Genomic DNA, 24,272 nt, shown 5'->3' on the forward strand with positions numbered 1-24,272 from the left:
GTCAGGCGGCCGGACGCTCAGACTGACCGGGCACGTCCGGCTCGGCAGGCGGTTGGGGACGCGGGCGGCGGCGGCGTTGCTTCTGGATGCGCGCCTCCTGGTCGAGTCGTGCCTGCAACTCGCCGCGCTCGGCCTCCGCACCCTCGTCGATGCGGATCCCGTCCAGCAGCTGCCGGTCCAACACTTCCCGGCCGGTGCGGATCGCGCGGGACGCGCCGCGACGGATCAAGTCCATCAGGGACCCGATGTGCCCTGTCGATCGGGCGAACAGGTACCGCGACTGGTCGAGCAGCATCCCCTCGCGGGCGTCCGTGAGGACGAGGGCCTGTTCGATGTGCCACAGCAGCCGCTCCCACTGCTCCCGGCCGGGCTTGTCACGCAGCGTAAACGGATCCATGGTGAGAACCGTCCACCGGCGGAACGTCTGCGCCATCGCGGCCTCATCCTTCGCCGTGCTGCCTTCCCCGACGAGGCCCCGTTCGCGCAGCGCGACGCCCGCGAACAGGAACGTGGCGTTGTACTCGTTCGCGAGCCACTTGAACTGGTTCGCGACCTCGACACCGTCGCGGGTGCGCATGTTCAGGAAGTGCAGGTCGTCGACGATGACCAGGCGGGTGTCGTGTCGTTCGATGCAGTCCGCCGCCGCACGGGCCAGGTCACGGCCGGCCATGCTGCGATGCAAGATGCCCGCGACGGCCGGGTGGGCGTAGAACCCGAGGATCATCATGTGCAGCCCCTTCACCGTGGTGCGGCCGGGAAGGGTGATGTGGCACACCGGGAGATGCACCACGTCGCCGTCCGGGTCCAGGTACCGGCCCGCGTCGGCGATCCGCTGCTGATGGAACATCCGGCCGAAGTTGTTCACCGCCGTCGACTTCCCGAGCGCCGGGGGTGCCTCGATCGCGGCGGCGGACTTCACCCGGTCCGCGTCCTGCAGGTTCGAGTCGACCAGGTCCCACAGGTCCTCGTAGATGCCCTCCACCTGCCGGGTGCGCAGCAGGATGTTCGCATGCCAGCCGCGTCGCGCCTCGTCGTACCCGGTCCGCTGCGCGGCTGGGAGGGCGGCCCGCTGTTCCCGCGTGAGCTGGTCAGGGCGGGTGCGGGCGGGTCGCTCCGCGTACGCCACCCATCCCTCGTAGGTGGACAGGCTTCGCTGCTCTCGGGCGGCCGGGACGGGCGGCGGTGTGGTCTTGGGGGTCATCGCAGCATCTCCATGGGTTCGAAGTAGTAGTCCGGCCGGATGGTGGGTTCGTCGAGGTCGTCCTCGTCGTCGTCATCGCCCCCGTCGGGCACGTCGACGCGCTTCCGCGGGTCGGCAACGGACCCGGTCAGCTCGGTGGCGAGGTCGGACTGCACGGTGAGCTCGGCGTCCAGGAGCTTCTGAACGGTGCGCAGCGACCACACCCCGTCGGGGTCGGGGTTCTGGTCATTCAGCTGCGCGGCCATCCGGGAGCTCATCCGCCGCTCCGCCGGGGTCAGCGCCCGGCCCGCACCCCAGTCCTCGAGCAACTGCGCGGCGACCTCGTCCACCTGGGAGGGCCGGCCCTGCTTCAGCGCGATCTTCTTCGCATAGGCCAGGGCGTCGAGGCTGAACGGGACATCGAACGCACCCTTGTGCTCCCACTCGAGGGTGTGCCAGGTGCCGTCCTCCGGGTCATGGAAGTAGATCTGCGACAGGTCGTCGGGGTTGACCACGAACGGCCACTGGGTGCCCTTGTCCTTGTGGATGGACCGCGCCCGGTTGCGGTACTTCGCGACCGACTCCCCCGTGTATCGGAGCTTGTGGATCTCCACCCCGTAATGGTTGAACTGCCGCTTCACCACCGGCAGCAACTCGAGCAGCACATTCCGGTCGGTCGGCAGCCGGAGGGCACCGGCGACGGCGAGGCCCTGGTCGTACCGCTCCGCGGGGCTGAGCGTGACGCCGGGCAGCTGCGGGTCTTTGAGGGACTGATGCGGGCGCAGGTGGTAGACCGTGGCGATCCACTCGCGGATGATCTGCTCCAGCTGCGCGACCGTGTAGACGGCTTCGCCCTCGATGTCGTCGCCACGACCGGACACGTCGGCGCCCTTGTAGCCCGGCAGTTCCTGGAGGAACGTGTCGAGGGTCTTGAAGAACCGTTCCACGGGGCTCTTGTCGGTCGGCTGGTAGATCCGTGCCGGCTGGATCGAGATCCCCAGCCGCGCGCAGGCGCTCGTGACATGGTCGGACAGGTACGGCGCACCGTGGTCGACGATCACCGTCTCGGGAAGGATCCCGGCCCGGACGAACCGCGACACCTTCGTGCGTGTCGGGTCGACAAGCACCGTGCCCGGGAGCCCGTGGTAGGGCCACCGTGCCGAACTCTCCCAGTCCGCCGGAGACTCGAATGGCTGACAGGCCTCCATCAGCACCCCGGCAACGTCGATCGATTTCGTCGATCCGGGCGTGAGCCGGACACCGAGGATGCAGCGGGAGTACAGGTCCATCGCCACGGTCAGGTCGGCGCACACCCACCGTCCGGTGATAGGGGCGACCGCGAACACGTTCAGCGGGGTCGTGTCCATCAGCACGTACTGCGCAGGCCGCTCGGCATGCAGTCGCCCGTACGGTGCGGGAGGCCGGTTCGCGTTCGACCGCTTCCGTTTCGTGCTGCCGGAAAACGTCGCCCGCCCGCGGGTGAGCTCGTCGAGGACCTTGTACGCGGCGCTCCGCGATGGCGCGGTCACGACACCCGGCCCGTGGATGCGTTCTGCGCGCGCGGCAATGCGGGCGATGATGATGCTCTTCGCGACCTTCGACTCCGGGGTCTGCTCGTCGACGATCTCTCTGGCGATGCTGACCCATCGGTCGTCGAAGTTGGCCAGTGAATACCCCGGCTGGGCGCTGCGGCAATCGACAAGGCCCACCTCGCCGGCGTCCTTGTACTGGGCGACCCAGCGGGCGATCGTGCGGGTCCCCTTGCCGAGCTCGTCGGCCTTGGCCGCGATCCGCTCGGCTGTGCTCCGCTCGGGGTGGTAGGCGAGTCGGGGTTCGCCCGCCCGGGCGATCTCCGGCGTGCCGGACCGGTATCCGGTGAGGACCTCGCGGATGTGGTCGGCGCGCTCGAGGGACTTCGCTTTCACCGAGTCGGTCGCGTCCGCCCAGATCACACCGATCGGCGTCGCTTCCTCCTCCTCGCGGGTGCGACCGGGGATGTGGGCGGCGCCGCCCTCGCTGCGCGGTCGCAGCACGTCCACCATGCGCAGGCGCCGCATCTTGCCGGCGCGGTTGCGGGTGATCACTGCGCCGTCGCAGATTTCGACGACGGTGCAGGGCTCTCCGTCGTAGACGAAGTCCGACCCCGGCTGCAGGGTCCACGTGTTGCTCATCTCCAGTCTCCCTTCTCTTGTCACGCGGCCTGTGGCGGGTTGTCGGTCGGCGCGACGATGTGCCTGACATGCCGACGCCTGCGTGCCGCGGCGAGGCTCATCGCACCGCTGTTGGTGCTGCGCTCGTCAATGTCGCGTACAGGGCGTGCGGTGGGTGAGGTGGTGGTCGCTCGGACCGGCGGTGTGGGGAGGGTGAACCCGAAGAATGCGCGCGCCTGGTCAGCGCGAGCGGCTTCCACGGCCACCCCTTCCAGGACCTGCTTGACCCACAGGTAACGGGTGTGCCCGCTCCTGTCTCGGACCGCGACGGTCTCTCCCAGGATGCGGGCGGTGATCATTCGCTCACCGTGGAAGGTGAATGGCATTCCCGGGCGGAGGTCCTCGTTCGTGTTCATGTCGGCTCCAATACGCTGCGTGCACTCATCAATTGGGTGAGGTCCGTGCGCAGCCGCCGCGTCCACAGCAGATGCAGCACGAGGGAACGGGCGAACCTCGGGTCGCCCGCGATCGGAGTCACGGCGCGAACCGCTTCCCCGAAGGCCATTGGCATTCCCAGCTCGCTGGCCGCGGTGACCTCGGCCTCGGAGAACTGGAACGGTCGCCGGTAGCCGGCCAGGAACTGCACGTTCGCGAAGACAACGGGATCCGGCTCCGAGAGAACGCGGTACTCCCAGCCGTGCCCCTCGAAGACCCGCCGCGACCAGTCCAGCGAGTCGCGCACCTTCGGCACGACGAGCTTGTCCGCCGGTTTCACGTCCACCACGCAGACCGACTGGTCCGTGTGCGCAATCAGATAGTCCGGGATGTGCTTGCGGGCCGTGCCATGGTCATCGCCCTCGACGAGGAACGGCTGGGACAGGATGAAATCGACCCTTGGATCGAAGTCGAGGAGCACCAGGTTGGCGTATTCCAGACGGGACTCATACCCGACCGGGGCTTCCATCGTCGCCGACCAATACGTGCCCGAGAAGTGGCGCTGCTTCTTGTACCACCGGAACACACGCCATGGGATCGCCGCGTGGAACATGCGGAGGCGCACATCGTCGAGAGGAACGGCGTCGACCAGATCCTCCGCCTTGCGGATGCGGATCATCGACGTCGGCCCGTTCATCGCCGGGGCGATCCTTGTCGCGGGCAGCAAGTCCGCGCTACCCGGCTGCCGCGCGAGGTTTCGAAGCCGGGCCAGCAAGCGGTGAACATGCGGCCCATCGTCGAGCGCGGGACGCATCAGAGAAATGCGTGAATCCGACACATATTCGACGTTTACGATTCAGGATTCAGCCATTGACTTTCAGCCTTGATCGTAATATCGGAGTCACGAATCAGGTGATGATTGTGACAGTCATCTGTAGTGTATGCGAGATACACAACAAAGTGCATCTGAGACGTACAAATATAGGGTTGGATACGGGGGAAACATAGAGGAAGACGGCGCCCTGACGGTCAGGGTGTGTCACACTCAAGAACATGACGATGGTGGAGCCGAGCGCGACCGAGGAATCGCGGCTGATCTTCGGGAACAGCCACATGACCGCCGTCATCGTAGAGATCGCCGGCCTGAACGGCGAGAGGTTCTCCTCCAAGCAGATCGCCGATGCCACGCACCTGTCCCCTGGCATCGTCCACCCCCTCATACAGAAGCTCCGCCGCGCGCGATGGATCGAGTTCGTCGAACGAGTACCCGGTGAACGGACCATCCTGTATCAGCTTCGCGACAACGAATGGTGGGATGCCGCCCGACGCCGCGCCGAGCGGAGAACCCTGCCGGACGAGCGCACTGCTTCGTAGTCCCCTGACTTCTCAGCTAACTGACCGCGTCATCTCACGCACAGCGCCAGGCAACAGCGCGGCGACCCCGGTATCGCGAATCAACGTCGCGAAGTTCGACCAGACCAACGAGCGCATCGCCTCAGGATCTACGTTGAACGCCTTCGCGAGCCGGGATTCCAGCGCCTCAACCGCGCCGGGACGACGAGGGTGCGGGGAGAACCGGTCGCCGCTCGGATGATCCGTCTCGACCAAGAGACGACTCTGCGGAACCGCCTGGAGGTGCTCCAGTGAGCGAGTCATCGAATAGTTGACCGAGAAGTAGCAGCCGAGGTCAACCGCCTCGCGAGTCTCCTCGACTGTGCCCAGCCACCAGTGGAGAACGACTCCCGTTCGCAGTCGCGACTGGTCGAGCACGTCCAACACGGGGCGCGCGGCACGATAGCTGTGAATCGAAGTGACACGCGGTGACATCTCGAGCACGCGTACGATCTCAGCGAACGTCCCGACCTGCTCGTCACGCGGAACCCTTGACGAGCCGTCCAATCCAACCTCGGCCACATACGGCGTCGAACGGATCATCGTCGCGAAGCGGTCTGCATCGAATCCCCGCTGGGCGCCGACGAGTGACGGATGACAACCGACGCCCCACACGCTCGCGCGGTCGGTGCGTGACTGCACTGTCTGGAACTCATCGAGTGAACGGGTCGCAATGAGAACCACGGCCCCGAGCCTCTCGAGTTCGACCGGTGCAATATCCAACGCGACATGCGCGTGCGTGTCCAGCGGTGGCAGACGTCTCATCCCAAATAGCTTCCCAGTTCGGCCAGACCCCGCTCGTACAAACTCCGCGCCTCAACGACAGACATCTGCGGCGGGAGCGGGGTCGTCATCAGGAAGCTCTCGTCCACGCCGTTGGAGACGAAGTCCCTCACGGCGTTCTCGATTGATCGCTGTTCCGCGTACTGGGCATACTTGCCACCGAGATCAGCAAGGTAGGTGGTTGCGTCCGGAAGGTCGGCTGCGACGAAGGCTGCACGGCGAAGGACACAGCCGAAGCACTTCCCGCAGTGCGTGCCACTCGCCACTTTGCCCAGGTACTGCTGGTCACTGTGGGAGCATGAGTTCGTCGCTGACAAGAATGCCGCGGCACGAGCGCGGCCGACGAGGTCCGCGACGCGGCGGTATTCGTCTCCTTTCGTGAGCGCCTGGAAGGGATTCTCGATCAGCCCGAACCCGCCGAGCTCTGTCACCAGCGAACCGATCCGCCACAGAAACCAGGGCTGCGTCGTTCGCGTGGACAATGCGCCGACCCGCTCTGGGCCCAAAGGCGGATTGATCGAGGCGAATCCGTTCTCAGCAATCCACAGACCCCGCCCACTCTGACTGGCGACCGCAAGCCCGAGAGCCAGAAACAGCAGCGAACGCGAGCGACTGGACGGCTCCTGCCGGAATCGGGTGCCGCTCAGCCGCCGTGATCTGCGCTGAAGATGCACCTGGTGATGACGCAGGGTCGTACCCGGATACAACTGCTCCAATGCTGTCGCGACCCTCGCTTGCGGTGCGCTGGCGCCCGAACCGGAGCTGGAGTGAGACACCAACCTCTGTGTCTGTCCTGACATAAGCGTCGCTGCGGACACGAGTGCGCCCGAGGCGGAGTCCGCGCCACCGCTGACAAGAACCGTCCGCGCTGCGGTGTCAGGGACGAGAGCGTCTTCGGACGGCGGCCGAAGCGGGACGAACTGCAACGTCCACGAGTCTCCGGATAGGAAGGCGAGTGTGCGCTCGAATCCCGCAGCGGCGGCGTTCCACTGCTCGTGGTGAACGGCGGGCACCGTGAGCGTGAGATCTCGCTCGTTCCAGTTCGATCCACCGTGCTGCCGGAGCACCGAGTGGTCCGCGGTGTACACCGTGAGCGCGAGACGAACGAAGTCGGCGTTCGCGGACGGCACCATGCCCAACTGGCGAAGATCGGGGCGCAGGCCTGTGTGGAACGAGTCGCCCGCAGTGCCATCCCAGAGGAACACTTCGTCGGCGGTGCTCCGCTGCGCCTGGTCACTTGTCAGGCACAATTCGATACTGGTCACGATTCGTCCCCGTAGATCGCGAGAAGGTCTGCCACGCCCGTAGCCACCGCGGCGCTGATCGAGGGACCGTTGAGTGCGACGGCGGTCACGTCGAACCGCATCGCCCACGCCTTCGCTGCTAGCCGGATCTCATTCTCGGCTTCCCGCCGCAGGGCGGCACTGGGCTGCTGCCGAATAGTGTCGCCTACTTCGGTCAGTATCGACCTCGCGATCATAAGCTCAACGGTGTGCCGAACTATCTGCTCGGGATCCCGCGGCGTCTGCAGCGTCCATGTCACCAGGTCCGCAACGACGAGTCGGGCCTCGGCATCGGCGATCGTGCTGTCCGGCTCCGTCTGGAATGCCGCATCGACAATCCGGCGCCGCACCTCGAGCGGGTCGTCGAGGGCCCTCAGCTCGTCCAGGTCGAGACCAGCAGCCGCCAGTGGCGCCCGTTCACCTCGCAGATACGCGGTCGAGAGCGTCGCGGCGCTTCCGGCTGGTCCCGCTACACGCGCGACCGAGCGTTGCGCGCCTCCACTGGACCGGCCGCGGCCTGACGAGCCGCTCGACCCGCCAGTCCGTCGCGCCCCACCGCCGCCGGTCGGTCCGGACCATAGGCGCAGCGCCCCACCCACCGCTTTCGGATCCAGGTGTGAGACGCCATTACCGGTGCCGGGCGCAGATGGCGCGGACGCGCCGTCGAGCCAGTCGCTGAGGGCGTCTCGCACCCCGGCCGCATCGGACCCGCCGCCACCCTTATATACGCCGCTTGTGCCCACCGGTCACACCGTCCCCAGCAGCGACGTCAGTGCCTTCGACGTATCGGAATCCGCATCACAGCCCGCTCGCCATCCCTCGAGGACATCGACATACTGTCCCTCGAGAGAGCGGAACAGCATCACGGTCGACGCGGCCACATCAGGGGCACGTAGGCGGCCCAGCGCCGCAACACCCTCTTGCAGAACCTCTGGGTGCAACTTCACCAGCGTGATGATCGCGTTCACGGCGGCGAACTGCACAGCAGGGTCGTCCTGGAGTCGGCGGCCGAGGTGATCGAGCAGCACGGAGACATCACCCAGCGGAAGTGCTTGCAGCTCGTCCTGCGAGACAGCCTCCCTCTCTACCTGTGACCGCGAGGCGAGAGCGGCTGCGATGTCCCGCAGCTGCTCGGGCAGTCCCTCGTCGACCAACAGTCTGCCGTGGAAGGCGGCCGCCAATGTGAGGTACCCACCCACAGCCGCCGCATCAAGTGTCGGCGGAAGCTTCGCCCAGCGCACCATCGTTGAGGAGAACGGCTCATCTTCTGGCTCACCCGATGCCTCGCCTCCAGTCCTGCTCGGCCCGGATTCCGCGATCTCCGCGAGACGCTCCAGCCGGGGACGCAGAACGCCCGCGCTGAGCCACCCCAGCAACGTTTCGAAGTCGGCCAGCAGCGTCCGCTCCAGCACCATCAGCTTCGCGACAGCGTCCGGCGCGAGTGTGATGCCTCTCCTGCTCGCAATCGACTGCCTGACATTCAGATCATTCATGAATCGCTTGATCCGACGCGGATTCGCCTGGAGCTTCTCGTAGAGGATCGGTGTCAGTCGCGCCGCGCTCTGCATCGCCGACTGCAATGGACCCGACTTGGGGAGCTCTAGATCGTCCAGGCTCCCAGCTTCGATGCGCAGCTTCCCGCATGCTTGCACCAGGTCGTCGAAGAGCGCATCGCCGTCCATCTCCTGCCTCGCCAACAAGAGGAACAAGTACGCGCGCGTGTCGAAGGCGCTCAATGCGGGCACCGGCACCGTCGTCTGCACGATCTTGTGCAGGTACAGGCTCGCGATACTCTCTTGCCCGTCGCCGACTGGCGGCGTGCCCAACTGCATCCGTATCGCCTCTGCGACACGCGCCTCGTCCGCCGCCACTACGAACGACATTCCGGGAACAGAGAGGAACAACCGGATCGTCTCGAGGGTCTCGACCACGGTCGGCGGCAGACACCGGTCGAGGTCATCCACCAAAACGACCACCCGGGTCACATGTGCCAGCGCCGGGTCCGCAAGCAGCTTCTCGAACTCTCCCTTGAAGGACGCCATACCCTTCGGAGAGTCCAAGGACTCCGGATCGTCACTCACCAGCTCGAACACCTGGTCAATAGTGGGAAGCTGCAACGTCAGTGCCGTCCGGGCAGCCATCTTCACGGCCTTCGACCAGTTCACGCGCTTTACCAGCGCGCGCAGCGCGGCCCTTCCGGCGCTGCCTGCAGGATCCATGTCGTCGAACTCCGTGGTCAACGCACCGAGGATCTCAGCGACCAGACTCTCCTTGGCACCGGTCGCGGGGTCGTACTGCCACGGGTTAGACCGAACGACAACGACCTTCTCGTCATCGTCATTCGTCGAGCCGATCCGCTTCTCGATGAGATGAAGCACCGTCGTCTTACCGCTGCCCCACGTGCCTTCGAGACCCAAGGCAACTGGGTCCAAAGCAACGTCGAACAACGCGTCAACAATCGTGTCCGCGATCGCGTCAAACGACAGTAAATCTGTCGCCGACGGCTCATCCGACCACAACCGAAAATCCGACCCCATCACAGCCCCCAGCGTGATTCAGAAACCAATCCTCATCTCCGACCTTACGGAGAAGCACCGACACCTACCCGTGGCGCAGCCCCCTCGACGGCCCTCACTGGTACTCCGCCTCGACCGAAATGGGACAGTCCCGGGTCAAGCCCTTGGGCGTGGTGTATCGGTGATCGTGTGATCCTTCGTTGATGGGGGTTATGCGGTGAGGGCTCGCAGGTCGGGTTCGATCACCTCCTCGGTATCGGGTTCGCCGACGCGTCGCGCGGCGGCGAGAGCGTCGAGGCCGAGGTAGCGGCGCTGCTCGGCCCACTCGTCGTGCTGCTCGGCGAGGACGGCGCCGACGAGGCGGATGATCGCGTCGCGGTTGGGGAAGATGCCCACGACGTCGGTGCGGCGGCGGATCTCCCGGTTAAGTCTCTCGTTGGGATTGTTGGACCAGATTTGTCGCCAGATCGACTTGTCGAACGCGGTGAACGCGAGGATCTCCTCCCGCGCGGCCTCGAGGTGCTCGAACGAGCGGGGCAGCTTGTGTTCGAGGGCGTCGAGGACCTTGTCGAACTGGTCGTGCACGCTCTTCTTATCGGGCTGGTCGAACACGGTCTGCAGCAGGGTCTTCACCCATGGCCACGAGCTCTTCGGCGTCACCGACATGAGGTTCGCCGCGTAGTGGGTTCTGCATCTTTGCCAGCTGCCGCCGACGGTCGCCCCGATCGCGGTGACCAGCCCGGCGTGCGCGTCGCTGGTGACGAGCTTGACGCCGTTGAGGCCGCGGGCGACGAGGTCGCGCCAGAACGTGAGCCAGCCGGCGCCGTCCTCGCTGCTGTTGACCTGCAGGCCGAGGATCTCCCGGTAGCCCTCGGCGTTCACCCCGGTCGCGACCAGCACCGCGACCTTCACGACCCGGCCGCCCTCGCGGACCTTCATAGTGAGGGCGTCGGCGGCGACGAACGAGTACGGGCCTGCGTCGAGGGGGCGGGTGCGGAACGCGGTGACCTGCTCGTCGAGGTCGCGGGCCATCTCCGACACCTGCGACTTCGACAGCCCCGTGATCCCGAGGGTCTTCACCAGGTCGTCCATCCGCCGTGTCGACACGCCGAGCAGGTAGCTGGTCGCGACGACGGTGGTCAGCGCAGCCTCCGCGCGGCGCCGCCGTTCGAGCAGCCATTCCGGGAAGTAGGTCCCCTGCCGCAGCTTGGGGATCTTCACGTCGATGGTGCCGGCGCGCGTGTCGAAGTCGCGGTGGCGGTAGCCGTTGCGCCGGTTCACCCGGTCATCGCTGACGATGCCGTAAGCGGCGCCGCAGACCTGGTCGGCGTCGGCGGACAGCAGCGCATTGATGAACGTGCCCAGCATCTCCCGGAGCAGATCCGGTGAGGCTTGGGACAGGTGCTCCTCGAGGAAGCGGGCAGGGTCGATACTGGGTACGACGGTCATCGTCGTGGTTCCTTTCGAGACGGATGTGAAGAGTTCTCTCGAAGGATCACGCGGTGACCGTCGCCACATTCACAGCGACACGGTCACCCGATCCGTACACCACCTTGCCGGACGCAACCCAGTCCCGTCGCTGTCCACGAGAGATGGCACAAATGCCAAGTGCATGCCATCTCGTCGTGGAAAGTGCCAAGTTCACGCGGAACCTACACGCCACCCTGGAAGTCGCTGGCCATGTCGGCGAACCGGGAGAAGTGGCCCTGGAAGGCGACCTGGATGGTCGCGGTGGGGCCGTTACGGTGCTTGGCGACGATGAGGTCGGCCTCGCCCGGGCGCACGTCCTTGTCGTAGACCGAATCACGGTGCAGCAGGATCACCATGTCGGCGTCCTGCTCGATGGATCCCGACTCGCGGAGGTCGCTGATGGCGGGCTTCTTGTCCTGCCGCTGCTCGGGGCCACGGTTCAGCTGCGAGAGCGCGATCACCGGAACCTGCAGCTCCTTCGCGAGCAGCTTCAGGGCGCGGGAGAACTCCGAGACCTCCTGCTGACGCGACTCGACGCGCTTGCCGCTCGTCATCAGCTGCAGGTAGTCGATGATGACCATCTTCAGGCCCGCGCGCTGCTTGAGCCGGCGGCACTTGGCGCGGATCTCGACGAGCGTCATGTTCGGGCTGTCGTCGATGTACAGCGGGGCGTCGTTGATGCGCCCGCGCGTCGCGGCCACCGTGGTCCAGTCGCGCTGGTCGAGCGTGCCCTTGCGCAGGTTCTGCAGCGGCACGGCGCCCTCGGCGCTGAGCAGGCGCATGGCGATCTCGGCCTTGCCCATCTCGAGGGAGAAGAAGATCGACGGCTGGTTGTGCCCGATCGATGCGGCGCGCGCGAAGTCGAGCGCGAGCGTCGACTTTCCCATGGCGGGACGGGCGGCGACGACGATCATCTGGCCGCCGTGCAGGCCGTTGGTCAGCTCGTCGAGCTCGCGGAAGCCGGTCGGCACACCGGTCATGGATCCGTCCCGGCCGCTGGCCGCCTCGATCTCCTCGACGGCAGCGTCGACGGCGACTGTGAGGGGCACGTAGTCCTCGGCCTGCTCGGTGCCGGTGACCGAGTAGATCTCGGCCTGCGCGCTGTTCACCAGGTCGACCGCATCGCCCTGGCCGTCGTAGCCCATCTGCACGATGCGGGTGCCGGCGTCGACGAGCTTGCGCAGGATCGCGCGCTCCGAGACGATCCCGGCGTAGAACCCGGCGTTCGCGGCGGTCGGCACGATCGAGGTGAGCGAGTGCAGGTAGTCCGCCCCGCCGGCCCGAGACAGGTTGCCGTTCTTGATCAGCTCGTCGGTGACGGCGATGACGTCAGTGGGCTCGCCATGCGAGTACAGCGAGAGGATCGCGTCGAAGATCAGCTCGTGCTTGGGGATGTAGAAATCGGATCCGCGCAAGGACTCGATGACGTCGGCGACCGCATCCTTCGAGAGCAGCATGCCGCCGAGCGTGGACTGCTCGGCCATGAGGTCGTGCGGGGGCGTCCGCTCCGGACCCCGCTCGCCACCGAGCCGCTCTTCCGCGATATCCGCGATCGACACACGCGCCCCCTTCTCCTACCCCGCCGGCGTGGCCATCCCGGTCGGGATCCGGTCTCACGGAGCTCATCCCCCCGCGCGCACATCGCACCACGGACCACCGACATCGGGTTGCTGCACCACGCTACCGGCACGCCCGAGAGGCCTGTGGATAACTGTGTGGAGGGATTGCGAGAAAGTCCGGAGAGTCTGTGCAGAACGGCTGGGGATAACTGTGGGGAGTGTTCGGAATCTCAACTTTTTTATCCCCTTTGATCTGGGTTTTCCTGTTTTCTCACCCTGTGGATGAGAATCTGTTTAAAGTCCCTCTTTAAGGTTCGGCGGGAGTCCTGCGGATGTGTACAACTCCGTGGACACGGCGCACGCGCGCACCCGTTTGTCAAGTCAGCCGTTCGGCGGGAGTGGCGTCGCTCAGATGAGCACGCAGCGCCGCGGCCGACGCTCAGACTCGCGAGTGTCGCGAGGGCGGACTCGCGGTGGATCCGCTGCCGAAGAAATCTCACAGCCCCTGGACGCGCGCCGCTCCGAGGCGTACAGTCTGCGCCAAGAAACGTCGGGGGTCGGGACAGCGACGTTCTGGGGGTGATGCACGTGGAAGGGGTCGTTTCAAGCGGTCGCCGGCTTCGTGCGAGCCTGCTCGGGGGCGCATGCCTCGCGCTCGGATGGGCGGCGCTCTCCGTGATCCTCGGATCGTCATCGGCGCACGCGGACGACGGGAGCGGACTGCTCGACGGAGCCGCGGGGCTACTCAGCGACTCCGGCTCGTCCGCAGTGTCCGTGGTCGACAGCACGCTGCATGCAGCCGCCGGAATCGCGGACCCTGCCGGCCCATCCGCACCGACCCCCGCGCCGGACGCGGTGCCGGCCGCGACCGACCTGGTCGGATCGGCGGCGTCCACGATCGCGGAGACGGCGCAGCGCGCCGCTGACGTCGTCCCGCCGGATCCGGCCACGTCGCCGTCCGAGGTCGTGGCGGACACCGCCGGCATCGTCGCGCAGGACGTTCCCGACGTGCTGGCCTCGGTGTCGACCGGGCTCGGGTCCGGACAGCTCGGCGCCGTCACCGCGCCCGTGGTCGACGCCGTGACCGCATTGCCCCTCGTCGGCGACGCGATCGCACCGCTCGGGGTCGCGCCCGCGATCGGCGGACTCGTCGGCACGATCGACGATCTCACCGGATCCCTCCCTCCCGTCGTGGGCATCGATCCGGGCACCGGCCCCACGGACTCCCCTCCCGGGATCCCTCCATCCTCCGGGCCGGCGGCCTTCGCTCCCGACCCGCCCGTGGCCGGCTCGGCACCGCCCGGAGCGGCCTCGCGCTGGCAATCGGCCCGCGGACCAGCGATCATGGCGTTCACCCGCGCCGCGCTGCTCAGCACCGCAGAATCGCCGCCGGGCTCTCCGGCGGCCCCGGATCCGGTGCTGCCCGAGCCGTGGGCAGCACCGACCGGCACGGGATCCTCGCCAGGGGCGGGCTCCGGTGCAGGTGCGCCGGCGTGGTTCGCCCCGTTCCTGGCCTCGTTCGTCTTCCCGTCTCCCGCCGACGCGCCGACCGGCGCCGCGGACGACGACGCTCTGCCGTCCTCGCCGGTGTTCGCCGCCGACGTCTCTCCTGACTGAGTCGATCAGTGCTGCCCCGCTGCGGGCAGCTGCAGCCGCGCGCTCACGCGCGCCCTCAACCCATCGACTCTCGACGTCAGGAGCAACATCATGCGCACTTTCGTGAAGCATGCCCTCTGGGGCACGCTCATCGCCGGCGGGATCACCCTGCTCGGCGCGTCGGCGGCGAACGCCGCCGACACCACCTCCGGGGACGACGCGATCGGATCCGGCACCCAGGTCGTCGCACCCGTATCGATCCCGGTCACTGTGACCGGCGACGCCATCTCGGCGCTCGGCCTGTCGACGTCCACCGGCTCGGCCCCCGCCGCACCGGCGAGCGCCCCCGCCCCGGCCGCCACCACGTCCGGCGACGACGGCATCCGCATCCGGCAGCCAGGTCGTCGCTCCGGTGAGCGCTCCGATCACGGTGACGGACGACGCCATCGCCGTCCTCGGCACCGCGGACAGCACCTCGACCGCACCGGCGGCGACTCCGACGGCGTCGGCTCCGGCCGCCGCGAGCACGGGCGGCGACGACGGCGTGCTGTCGGGCACTCAGGTCGTGGCGCCCGTCACAGCCCCGGTCACGGTCTCCGGCAATGCGGTGTCCGTGCTCGGCGAAAGCACCGCCACCACCGGATCCGGCACCGCCGGCGGTGGCGCCGGCAGCGGCACCACCGGCCCGTCCGGCCCGTCCACCAGCGGCGACGACAGCGTCCTCTCGGGCACCCAGGTCGTCGCCCCCATCACCGCGCCGATCACCGTCGGCGGCAACGCGGTGTCCGTGCTCGGCGAAAGCACCGCCACCACCGGATCCGGCACCACCGGCGGCGGCACCACTGCACCCGCAGGCCCGTCCACCAGTGGCGACGACGCGATCCTCGGCGGCGCCCAGGTGGTGGCGCCCGTCACCGCCCCGGTCACGGTCGGCGGCAACGCCATCGCGGTCCTCGGCGACAGCACCGTCACCGGCGGTGGCACCAGCGGCCCCCCGATCGGCGGCAGCGCGGGGGCGCCCGGGGCGACGACCTCGGGGAACGGATCGGTCCTCGGCGGCACTCAGATCGTGCTGCCGGTGACCGCGCCGATCACGATCGGCGGCAACGCGGTGAGCGTCGGCGGCACCAGCACCGTGACCCCCGGCACCCCGGGCACGCCCGGCACCCCCGGGACCCCGGGCACCCCGGGCACCCCCGGAACACCGGGCACCCCCGGAACCCCGGGCACCCCGGGCACCCCCGGAACACCGGGCACCCCCGGAGCCCCGGGAACCCCGGGCGCCCCAGGCGGTCACGGCGCCGCGTCGGCCCCGAGCGCGCTGATGGCGCAGACCGCGACACGGCTCGCCCAGACGGGCGGGGCGTCGCCGCTGCCGCTGCTGCTCGCGGCGCTCCTGCTCCTTGCGACGGGCGCGGGAGCGCTCATCCGCCGCACGAGCACCCGATGACCGGTCCGGTGGCGCGCCGCGTCGACGGAGGGTGATCGCCGCGCCACCGGGCCCCCGCCCGCCCCGTGTCCCCAGCACCGGGCGCGGCGATGAGGGGGTCGTCTCCTCTCCCCAGCGGGAGGCGGCCCCTGTCGGGGTGCCCGGAACCGGCTCGCGCGTCCGCTAGCGCCGCACGGCAGCCTGATGCGGAACGCGGACCGAACCCATCGCGCACCAGCGCTCCAGCCGCTGCTGCGCGACAGTGGTGCTGACCTCCTCGCGGCGCTCGGGATGCTCGTGCCAGTACCGCAGCGCCGCGTAGAGCACCCATGGCGGAACGGTGTAGCGGTCGACGCTGAGCTCCAAGGGCTCGCTTCCGTGGCGCTCGATCCGTACACGCCGTGCGCCTTCGGTGGAACCCTCCTCGCGAGCGAGCGCCACGACACGCTGCACCTGCTCCCACGGCACGACGTCGATCGCGTCCAGGTAGTGCCGGGAGAACCCGGAGCTCCCCATCGAGATGCCGATCGGGATCCGCCCGAACGACCCGCTGCGGTACGCGGCGACGAGCGCGATCACCCCGCACAGCACCAGCAGCGCCGCCCCCAGCGCCAACGGCACGATCAGCAGCAGCCACCCTCCGCCGGCGCTCTCGACGGCCCGGATCGCCGCCACGACGAGCAGACCGCCCGAACCGGCGCCGCCGATCAGCAGCGCCCAGCCGAGACCCCACGACGCGAGCTGCTGCCGGAAGAAGTGCACCCAGGAGTCGGGCGGCTGCTGGTCGGCTCTCGTCAACGCGACCGCGTTCATCAGCACAGGGCCCCGGTACCGTCTCGGCGGGCCCTCCCGGGAGACCGAGAGCCACGCCATGAGGGCCCCGAAGACGACGGCCCACAGCACGGTTCCTCCCGTGTCGCCCCGCAGAGCCCGCGCGGTCCCGAGGAGCAGCAGCACAGCCGCCGTGATCGCCATGATCGCGTAGGCGACCGTCGACACCGGGGCCATTCCGCGCTCGTCCCAGTTGTCGGGCAGCGGATACGGGATCGGATCCTCGGTCTCGGCGCTCATGTTCCCCCCTCCCGCTCGACAGTAGCGCGCAGCGGAGCGGACGGAGGTCCCGCTCGCTAGGACACCCGGGTGGCCGTCACGATCCAGTTGTCGACCGAATGACCGTCGACGTGCGGCGCGTCGAGATCGCAGGAGAAGAGCGCGAGGGTGCGCTGCGGACCGTCCGACTGCCAGACCCACCGGTACGCGGTCGTCGCCTGGGCGACCACGTCCTGCTTGGGTGCGCTGACCGCGTCGGCGCCCACGGCGAACCGGGCCGTGGCCAGGCCGCCGGTGCGCAGCGCGTAGGTGATCACGACGCTGTCGCCCGCCCTCACTCGGCCGAGATCGAAGAAGACGTCCTTCATGCCCTCACCCGTGACGTTGTGCCCCACGATCACGGCTCGATACCCCGAGAGATTGCCGGGAACCGTCTGCCACTGCGGCGGGCCGTACCAGCCGGCCAGCCCGGGATCCGGGTTCAGCCAGCCGTCCCCGTTCAGCTGGATCAGGTCGACGTCCGCGTCGATGAGCGGCACCCCCTGGTCCAGCACGGCGATGTGGACCGGCGAGCCGTCGATGTCCTGCAGCGGCGCAGGATCGGCCGCCGCCGGCACGGGACTCGGCGAGGCGGTCGGCGGGGCGAGCAGCGGCCCAGACGACCCCGACGAGGCCGAGGCGCTCACCTGGGGCGCGGGCTTCATCGGCACGGCGCCGACCCCGCGCGTCGCTCCGGCGAGCGCGACCGCGCCGCCGCCGGCGAGCACCGCGACCGCGAGAAGGGCCATCGCGAGGCGTCGGCGCATCACGATGACCCTTCCTCTCCCCCGGGACCGCTCAGCTGCGACGGCCGCGCATGAGCAGTCCGGCCCCGCCGAGCGACGCTGCGGCGAGCGCCCCGAGACCGCCTGCCGCGATCGACATCCACGAGGTGTCGCCGTCGGTCTGCACCGTCGTGGGCACCGTGTGCGTCGGCTCCTCGACCGGCGCGGGCGGCGTGACCTCGGTCGGCGGCGTGACGACGGTGACCGGGCAGGTCACGGCGTCATGATGCACGGTCTTGTAGACGGCGGGGATCTCCGGCGTGCCCGGGACGGCCGGAGTGTCGACGACCTCTTCCGTCGTCCAGTAGAACCAGTCGCTGTTGCCGGGCGTGCCCGCCTGGTACGGCGTGCCGAGCGGCTCTCCGTCCTTGTAGTGCTCGGTGTTCGCCTGCCAGTTCTCGCCCGGAGGGACGTCACCGGCCCCAGGACCGTCCGGGCCGCCCGTCCACGAGTAGCGCTGCACCGCGCGAGGTGGGTGACGGCGGGCGTGCCCGGTGTCGCCGGCACCGCGGGCGTGACGAGCACCTGCTCGTCGTATGCGGCGGCCGGCGTGCAGGTGCCCTCGTCCGCAGAGGCGGCCGGCACCGTGATCAGGATTCCCGCGACCGCGAGCGACATCGCGCCCGCCGCGTACGCGGCCTTGCGGAGCGCCCCAGCGCTCTTGCTGTTCGGAGACATGTCCCCAGTACCCCCGGATTCGTGATCGATGTGTGATCACATGCATCCGGGTGCGCGGAAGTCCACGGAGTGCACATCGACGCGCCGATCCCCCAGATCGCCGGGTCCCACCCCGTCGACGGTTGCCCACGCCCCAGCCCGTGCAACCTTTGGGCCAAACGATACCGATCTTCCGATATGAGGGCAATGGATCCGGCCAGACCCGCATGGACGAAGGCCCGCCGGATGCGCGACGGCTCTTCAGCGGCGGACCGTGCGGTAGCGGTTCTCGGGTCGCCCCACCGCACCGTAGCGCGGTGCGACCTCCGCCCGTCCGATCGAGGCGAGATGCTCGAGGTACCGCCGTGCGCTCACTCTCGACATCCCCAGCGCCTCCGCGATCTCCGCCGCCGACATGTCGCCCTCCGCGCCGTCGAGCAGCGCGCTCACCCGGCCCAGGCTCGACGCGGAGAGGCTCTTGGGGGCAGCGGGCGCGCCCACGGCGCCGCCCAGCATCAGATCCACCGCGCGCTGATCGAGGTCGGCGCCTCCGGCCGTGGCGCTGAGCGCCCGCTGCACCTCGTCCAGGCGCCGATGCAGGTCGGCACGCGTGAAGGGCTTCACCAGGTAGTGCCGCACGCCGAGCACCCGCGCCCGCCGCACCGTCTCGACGTCGCGCGCCGCGGTCACGGCGATCACCTCCGCCTCCGCGCGGATCGTACGCAGCCGTCGCAGCAGCTCGAGCCCGTTCAGATCCGGCAGATACACGTCCAGCAGCAGCAGATCCGGCCGATGCTGCTCGACCTGGCGCAGCCCCGCGGCCGCGCTGTGCGCGACGGCGACGACCTCGAACCCGCTGTGCGCGTCGACCAGCGTCGCATTGAGTGCGGCGAGCATCCGGTCGTCCTCGACGATCACGACGCGCGCACGGGTCACCACCGCACCTCGGCATCCTTCGGCCACGGCACGTCCACCACGAACCGGGCGCCGCCGAGGGGCGATGCGTCGGCCATCGCCGTGCCGCCGAGCCGCTGCGCCACCCGCTTGACGATCGTGAGCCCGATGCCGCGGCGCTCCTTGCCGGGGACCCGACCCTTGTCGGACACGTCCATCTCGAACACGGCGTCGCGCAGATGCCGCGGGACCCCGGGGCCGTCGTCGTCGACGCTCACGGCGATCCGCTCCGGGGCGATGTCGTCCCGGATGCACAGCACGATCCGGCCTCCGCGCGGGCCGAGGGCCTCGATCGCGTTGTCCAGCAGGTTCCCCACGATCGTCAGCAGGTCGTCGTCGTGCTCGACCTCCCGCAGATGCGAGTCCGGATCCAGCTCCAGCTCGATGCCGAGCTCCTGCGCCCGCGCGGACTTCGCCAGGACCAGCGCCGTCACCTCCACGTCGTCGATGCCGTGCCGCAGCTGGTCGGTGGCCAGGGATCCGCCGCCGCCGATGCGGTGGATGAACGCGAGCGCGGCCTCGTGCTGCTCCGTCTCCAGCAGCGCGCTGAGCACCTGCAGGGAGTTGGAGAACTCGTGCGACTGCGCCCGCAGGTCGTCGGCGAGGTTGCGCGCCCCGCGCAGGTCCCGCAGCGTCTCCTCGAGCTCGGTGCGGTCGCGCAGCATCGCGATGTGACCGACGTCCTGACCCTTCACCCGCACCGCCGCCCCATGCACGACGAGCACCCGCTCCCCGGAGAGCACGGGCGTCTCGGCGGTCTCCCCGGAGAGCAGGAACCGGGCGAGCTCCTCGTCCAGCACCGCGGCCGCATCCGCGCCGATGATCTCCTCGGGCGCGACGTCCAGCAGGCGTGCGGCCGCGTCGTTCACCACGACGAGACGCCCGGCGGCGTCCACGGCGATGAATCCCTCCTGGATGCCGTGCAGCATCGCCTCGCGGGTCTCCAGCATCGTGCGGATCTCCTCCGACTCGAGGCCGTAGATCCGGCGGCGCAGCAGCCACCCGGTCCACACCGAGCCGATCACGCCGATCACGGCCGCCGCGATGGGAGCGATCACCAGGCCGGGGAGGTCGTCGAAGAACTGCGCCTGCAGGTCGGCCTCGAAGATCCCGACCGAGACCACGCCGATCACTCCGTCGTCGGGCCCGTGGATCGGCACCTTGACCCGCCACGATTCGCCCAGGGTGCCCGTCTGCGTCTCGATCTGCACCTTCCCGGACAGGGCGACCGAGGGATCCGTCGACACCTTCTCCCCGATCCGCTCCGGATTCGGATGCGAGTAGCGGATCCCGTGGTCATCGGTCACGACGACGTAGCTGAGCCCGGACGACTTGCGGACGGCCTCGGCGATCTGCTGGATCTGGTGCTCCGGATCCTTCGCCAGCAGGTCCTCGACGACGGTGGGGAGCCCGGCGACCGACTGCGCGATCGCGATCATCCGGTCGCGGTACGCTTCCCGGTTCGACTGCGCGGCGAGGAAGGCGGCGACGGCGCCCGTGCCCACGATGAGCACCAGCACGATGGCGACCTGCAGCACGAGCATCTGCGTGCTCAACGACATCGTCCGGCGCACGGCCTCATTCTCCCACGCGGCCGTGCGGCGCCGGCGGCCGGCCGCCGCTCCGGCCGACCGGGTCTGCCTGCCGGTCACGCGGGGTCGCGCTGCTCCTGCGCCGACCGCTGGGCCCGGCCGTCCTGCTGCGCGCCGGTGCCGTCGTCCGCGGGGATCGTCGGCGTGAGCGTCGTGGGCAGCCCGCTCACCTCGACCAGCACGTGCCGCTTCGACGGGCGCCCGCGCAGCGCGAAGGTGAGGATGAACACGACGGCCAGCGTCCCGTAGATCGCCCAGGTGAACGGCGTCGAGACGAGCGCGACCGGGTCGCCGCCGGCGATGTCCAGCGCCCGCCGGAACTGCACCTCGGCGATCGGCCCCAGGATGGCGCCGACGATGAGCGGCGACACCGGGTAGCCGAAGCGGCGCATGACATATCCGAGCACGCCGAGCACGAGCAGCAGGCCCACGTCGAAGGTCGAGCCGCCCGCGGCGTAGGCGCCGAGCACGGCGAAGGTCGCGATCCCGGCGAACATGTACGGCTTCGGGATCTTCAGGAGCTTCACCCACAGCCCGACCAGGGGCAGGTTCAGCAGCAGCAGGATCGCGTTGGCGACCACGAGGCTGGCGATCAGGCTCCACACCAGCGGTCCGTTGGTCTCGAGCAGCTGCGGACCGGTCTGGATCCCGTACTGCTGGAAGGCCACGAGGATCACCGCGGCCGTCGCCGAGGTCGGAATGCCCAGGGTGAGCAGCGGCACCATGGTGCCGGCGGCGTTCGCGTTGTTCGCCGCCTCCGGGCCGGCGACGCCCTCGATCGCGCCGTGCCCGAACTCCTCGGGGCGCTTCGACAGCCGGCGCTCGAGCGTGTAGGAGAGGAACGTGGGGATCTCGGATCCGCCGGCCGGGATCACCCCGAGCGGGAAGCCGATCGCGGTGCCGCGCAGCCACGGCTTCCACGAGCGCCGCCAGTCCTCACGGTTCATCCACCTCCCGGCGAACGGCATGACCTTGAAGATCAGCGTGGACTGATGCGCGACCACGTAGAACAGCTCGCCGATCGCGAACAGCGCGACGATCAGCACGACGGTGTCGATGCCGTCGAGCAGCGGGAGCAGGCCGAACGTGAGGCGCTGCTGGCCGCTCTGGAAGTCGATGCCGATGAGGGAGATCGCGAGCCCGACGGCCATGGCGATGAGGCCGCGCAGGGGTGAGCTGCCCACCAGCGCGCTCACCGTGAGGAACGCGACCACCATCAGCGCGAGGTAGTCCTGCGGACCGAGCTGCACGGCGATGTCCACGATCCATGGCGCGAAGAACGCCACCAGCATCGTCGCGATCGTCCCGGCGATGAAGGATCCGATCGCAGCGGTCGCGAGCGCGGTCGCACCCCGGCCCATCCGCGCCATCCGGTTCCCGTCGATCGCGGTGATCACGGAACCGGATTCCCCCGGCGTCTTCAGCAGGATCGCGGTCGTGGATCCGCCGTACATCGCGCCGTAGTAGATGCCAGCGAACATGATGAACGCCGCCGACGGGTCGACCGTGTAGGTCAGCGGGAGCAGCAGCGCGATCGTGAGGGCCGGGCCGATGCCCGGGAGCACGCCGACGAGGGTGCCGACGATCGTGCCGATCAGGGCGAACAGCAGGTTCTGCGGCTGGAAGGCCAGCTCGAACCCGTGCATGAGTCCTTCGAGACCGGGCATCAGATCAGTCCTTCCAGGATCCCCGCGGGCAGGTCGATCGAGAGCAGCTCCGTGAACGAGAAGAAGATGATGCACGCGGTGACCAGCGCGATCACCAACGCGATCAGGTAGCGGCGGGATCCCATCGCGAACGAGATCAGGAAGAACATCACGGTCGTCGCGGGGATGAACCCGAGAGGCTCCACGGTGAACAGGAAGAACAGCAGCCCCGCCGCCGCGATCGCCAGCGCGACCCAATGGGTGCGCGACACGTCGACATCGCCCTCGGCCTGCTCCGGCTCCCCGTGCTTGCCCCGCGCGAGCTGCACGGCCAGCGCCACGGAGAGCGCCAGCAGCAGGCTGCCCACGACGATCGGCATGAAGCCGGCGCCGATGCCGGACGCCGAGGTGGACTGCCGCTGACCGAGCCCGTCCAGCAGCACGACCACTCCGAGGCCGAACACCGCTGCGGCGACGACCCACTCGCCGATGCCTGCGCCGGTCCGCGGCGCAATGGCCTGCTCCGCGCTGCGGGCGCCCTCGTCCTCGTCACTGAGGACTGCGGGCGACGATTCCTCGCTCATCCCGATCTCCTTCTCCTGTGTGCCGCCCGTCCGGCCGGCGCGCGTGTTGCGGGGAGGAGAGGCGCACCGCCTCTCCTCCCGCGGGTGGTGTCACTTCGCGAGTCCCAGATCCTTCAGGACGCTCGTGACGCGCGTGTTCTCCTCCTTGAGCCAGCTGGAGAACTCGTCACCGGCGATGTAGTTGTCGATCCAGCCGTTCTTCTCGAGCTCGGCCTTCCAGGCGTCACCCTCGTGCATCTTGTCCAGCGCCGCGAGGTACTGCGCCCGCAGCTTCTCGTCGATGCCGCCCGGAGCCATCACGGACCGCCAGTTGGCGAACTCGAGCTTCGGGTCGATCTCGCCCGCCGCCTGGGCGAACTTCAGCTCGCCGTCGTTCTCGAGCGAGGACACGAGCAGCCCGTGCAGCTCGCCGCTGGTGATCTGCGCCGCGAACTCGCCCGTTCCGGCGATACCGGCCTGCACCTTGCCGCCGAGCAGCGCCGTAGTCGCCTCACCGCCGCCGGAGTAGGGCACGTAATTGACCTCGGACGGCTTCACTCCGTAGTGCTGCGCGAGCAGGCCGATGAAGAGGTGGTCGGCGGAGCCGGCCGACCCGCCGGCGATCGCGACCGACTTCGGATCCTTCTTGATCGCGTCGAACAGGTCGTCGATGGTCTTGTACGGCGAGTCCTTGGGCACGACGATCGCCTCGTGCTCTCCGACCAGGCGGGCGAGCGGAGTGAGATCGTCGAGCGACACGGAGGTGCCGTTGGTGACGACGCCGCTCATCATGGCGAGGCCGGACATGATCAGCAGATCCTTCTGGCCCTTCTTCGGCGCGACCTGCGCGAGAGCGACGGTCCCGGAGGCGCCGGGGACGTTGTTGACCGTGATCGTCCTGGCGATCTTGTCGGTCTGCAGTGCGGCCTGCGCGGCTCGCGCGGTCTGATCCCAGCCGCTGCCGGGTGCGGCCGGGGCGATCACCTCGACGCGGGTGAGGGGGACGAACGCGGCGGCGCTCGGTTCGGCGGCGTCCTTGTCCGCCTTCGAGGAGCTGCACGCCGTCAGGGCGAGCAGCAGAGCCGTGCCCACCGCGGCAGCCTTGGCGATTGTCGAGATCTTCACGGAAGATGCCTTTCACGTGTCACCGGCGTCCTCGCCGGATTGCGGAAGCCGGCAGCGCTGCCGGACTC

The 24,272-nt window shown here is 68.8% G+C and carries 22 protein-coding genes; 3 read left to right on the top strand and 19 right to left on the bottom strand.

The annotated features are described in order from the left end of the window. Nucleotide 1: 1 nt before the first annotated feature. From ACYQ1L_RS19320 to ACYQ1L_RS19335, 4 genes are read right to left on the bottom strand one after another with little or no spacing between them, the layout of a single operon-like run. Nucleotides 2-1,201: an AAA family ATPase gene (locus ACYQ1L_RS19320; protein WP_294981491.1), complete on the bottom strand. Its 1,200-nt coding sequence runs from the start codon at nt 1,199-1,201 to the stop codon at nt 2-4. Further along, nucleotides 1,198-3,351: an integrase gene (locus tag ACYQ1L_RS19325; protein ID WP_294981493.1), complete on the bottom strand. Its 2,154-nt coding sequence runs from the start codon at nt 3,349-3,351 to the stop codon at nt 1,198-1,200. The genes ACYQ1L_RS19320 and ACYQ1L_RS19325 overlap by 4 nt, the downstream gene beginning before the upstream one ends. A gap of 20 nt (nt 3,352-3,371) precedes the next feature. Beyond that, nucleotides 3,372-3,746, bottom strand: a complete 375-nt coding sequence (locus ACYQ1L_RS19330) for a hypothetical protein (RefSeq protein ID WP_460005603.1) — start codon at nt 3,744-3,746, stop codon at nt 3,372-3,374. Next, on the bottom strand, nt 3,743-4,579 hold the full coding sequence (locus tag ACYQ1L_RS19335; protein WP_460005604.1) for a TnsA-like heteromeric transposase endonuclease subunit: 837 nt from the start codon (nt 4,577-4,579) through the stop codon (nt 3,743-3,745). The genes ACYQ1L_RS19330 and ACYQ1L_RS19335 overlap by 4 nt, the downstream gene beginning before the upstream one ends. Nucleotides 4,580-4,818: 239 nt before the next feature. On the opposite strand from ACYQ1L_RS19335, the gene ACYQ1L_RS19340 reads away from it, so the two are divergent. Continuing rightward, a complete protein-coding gene (locus ACYQ1L_RS19340; RefSeq protein WP_460005605.1) occupies nt 4,819-5,139 on the top strand; it encodes a hypothetical protein in 321 nt (106 codons plus the stop codon). Nucleotides 5,140-5,151: 12 nt separating this feature from the next. On the opposite strand, the gene ACYQ1L_RS19345 is transcribed toward ACYQ1L_RS19340, so the two are convergent. The 6 genes from ACYQ1L_RS19345 to dnaB all read right to left on the bottom strand — a co-directional run bounded on the left by ACYQ1L_RS19345 (nt 5,152) and on the right by dnaB (nt 12,768). After that, nucleotides 5,152-5,922 (bottom strand): TatD family hydrolase, encoded by a 771-nt coding sequence (locus ACYQ1L_RS19345; RefSeq protein WP_460005606.1) that lies wholly within the window; start codon nt 5,920-5,922, stop codon nt 5,152-5,154. Next, on the bottom strand, nt 5,919-7,205 hold the full coding sequence (locus ACYQ1L_RS19350; protein WP_294982384.1) for a 7-cyano-7-deazaguanine synthase: 1,287 nt from the start codon (nt 7,203-7,205) through the stop codon (nt 5,919-5,921). The genes ACYQ1L_RS19345 and ACYQ1L_RS19350 overlap by 4 nt, the downstream gene beginning before the upstream one ends. Next, nucleotides 7,202-7,915 (bottom strand): hypothetical protein, encoded by a 714-nt coding sequence (locus tag ACYQ1L_RS19355; RefSeq protein WP_294982386.1) that lies wholly within the window; start codon nt 7,913-7,915, stop codon nt 7,202-7,204. The genes ACYQ1L_RS19350 and ACYQ1L_RS19355 overlap by 4 nt, the downstream gene beginning before the upstream one ends. Nucleotides 7,916-7,969: 54 nt before the next feature. Further along, entirely contained in the window at nt 7,970-9,760 is a 1,791-nt protein-coding gene (locus ACYQ1L_RS19360; protein ID WP_460005864.1) for a KAP family P-loop NTPase fold protein, read from the bottom strand. A gap of 189 nt (nt 9,761-9,949) precedes the next feature. Next, a complete protein-coding gene (locus ACYQ1L_RS19365) occupies nt 9,950-11,188 on the bottom strand; it encodes an IS256 family transposase (RefSeq protein WP_460005607.1) in 1,239 nt (412 codons plus the stop codon). A gap of 203 nt (nt 11,189-11,391) precedes the next feature. Next, nucleotides 11,392-12,768 (bottom strand): replicative DNA helicase, encoded by a 1,377-nt coding sequence (gene dnaB / locus ACYQ1L_RS19370; protein WP_460005608.1) that lies wholly within the window; start codon nt 12,766-12,768, stop codon nt 11,392-11,394. 579 nt (nt 12,769-13,347) lie between these two features. Between dnaB and ACYQ1L_RS19375 the strand changes: the two genes are divergently transcribed. Continuing rightward, nucleotides 13,348-14,385 carry a hypothetical protein gene (locus ACYQ1L_RS19375; RefSeq protein ID WP_460005609.1) on the top strand — a complete coding sequence of 346 codons (1,038 nt, stop codon included), beginning with the start codon at nt 13,348-13,350 and terminating at the stop codon, nt 14,383-14,385. A gap of 5 nt (nt 14,386-14,390) precedes the next feature. Here ACYQ1L_RS19375 and ACYQ1L_RS19380 read toward each other — a convergent pair whose 3' ends face one another. After that, the gene (locus ACYQ1L_RS19380) at nt 14,391-14,747 is read right to left on the bottom strand and encodes a hypothetical protein (protein ID WP_460005610.1); all 357 of its coding nucleotides are present in this window, start codon (nt 14,745-14,747) and stop codon (nt 14,391-14,393) included. A 29-nt stretch (nt 14,748-14,776) separates the two neighbouring features. Between ACYQ1L_RS19380 and ACYQ1L_RS19385 the strand changes: the two genes are divergently transcribed. Continuing rightward, nucleotides 14,777-15,814, top strand: coding sequence for a chaplin family protein (locus tag ACYQ1L_RS19385; protein WP_460005611.1), 1,038 nt, complete (start codon nt 14,777-14,779; stop codon nt 15,812-15,814). A gap of 162 nt (nt 15,815-15,976) precedes the next feature. On the opposite strand, the gene ACYQ1L_RS19390 is transcribed toward ACYQ1L_RS19385, so the two are convergent. The 8 genes from ACYQ1L_RS19390 to ACYQ1L_RS19425 all read right to left on the bottom strand — a co-directional run bounded on the left by ACYQ1L_RS19390 (nt 15,977) and on the right by ACYQ1L_RS19425 (nt 24,204). After that, nucleotides 15,977-16,864, bottom strand: coding sequence for a hypothetical protein (locus tag ACYQ1L_RS19390; protein WP_460005612.1), 888 nt, complete (start codon nt 16,862-16,864; stop codon nt 15,977-15,979). 56 nt (nt 16,865-16,920) lie between these two features. Further along, nucleotides 16,921-17,649 carry a class F sortase gene (locus ACYQ1L_RS19395; RefSeq protein WP_460005865.1) on the bottom strand — a complete coding sequence of 243 codons (729 nt, stop codon included), beginning with the start codon at nt 17,647-17,649 and terminating at the stop codon, nt 16,921-16,923. 31 nt (nt 17,650-17,680) lie between these two features. Continuing rightward, nucleotides 17,681-18,130: a hypothetical protein gene (locus ACYQ1L_RS19400; protein WP_460005613.1), complete on the bottom strand. Its 450-nt coding sequence runs from the start codon at nt 18,128-18,130 to the stop codon at nt 17,681-17,683. A gap of 455 nt (nt 18,131-18,585) precedes the next feature. Then, on the bottom strand, nt 18,586-19,260 hold the full coding sequence (locus tag ACYQ1L_RS19405; protein WP_460005614.1) for a response regulator: 675 nt from the start codon (nt 19,258-19,260) through the stop codon (nt 18,586-18,588). Then, the gene (locus ACYQ1L_RS19410) at nt 19,257-20,930 is read right to left on the bottom strand and encodes an ATP-binding protein (RefSeq protein ID WP_460005615.1); all 1,674 of its coding nucleotides are present in this window, start codon (nt 20,928-20,930) and stop codon (nt 19,257-19,259) included. Before ACYQ1L_RS19410 ends, ACYQ1L_RS19405 begins: the two co-directional genes overlap by 4 nt. Continuing rightward, nucleotides 20,927-22,537 carry a tripartite tricarboxylate transporter permease gene (locus ACYQ1L_RS19415; protein ID WP_460005616.1) on the bottom strand — a complete coding sequence of 537 codons (1,611 nt, stop codon included), beginning with the start codon at nt 22,535-22,537 and terminating at the stop codon, nt 20,927-20,929. Before ACYQ1L_RS19415 ends, ACYQ1L_RS19410 begins: the two co-directional genes overlap by 4 nt. Continuing rightward, nucleotides 22,537-23,100 carry a tripartite tricarboxylate transporter TctB family protein gene (locus ACYQ1L_RS19420; RefSeq protein WP_460005617.1) on the bottom strand — a complete coding sequence of 188 codons (564 nt, stop codon included), beginning with the start codon at nt 23,098-23,100 and terminating at the stop codon, nt 22,537-22,539. The genes ACYQ1L_RS19415 and ACYQ1L_RS19420 overlap by 1 nt, the downstream gene beginning before the upstream one ends. 90 nt (nt 23,101-23,190) lie before the next feature. Continuing rightward, a complete protein-coding gene (locus ACYQ1L_RS19425; RefSeq protein WP_460005618.1) occupies nt 23,191-24,204 on the bottom strand; it encodes a Bug family tripartite tricarboxylate transporter substrate binding protein in 1,014 nt (337 codons plus the stop codon). Nucleotides 24,205-24,272: the final 68 nt, after the last annotated feature.

Source organism: Microbacterium xylanilyticum (assembly GCF_054654695.1).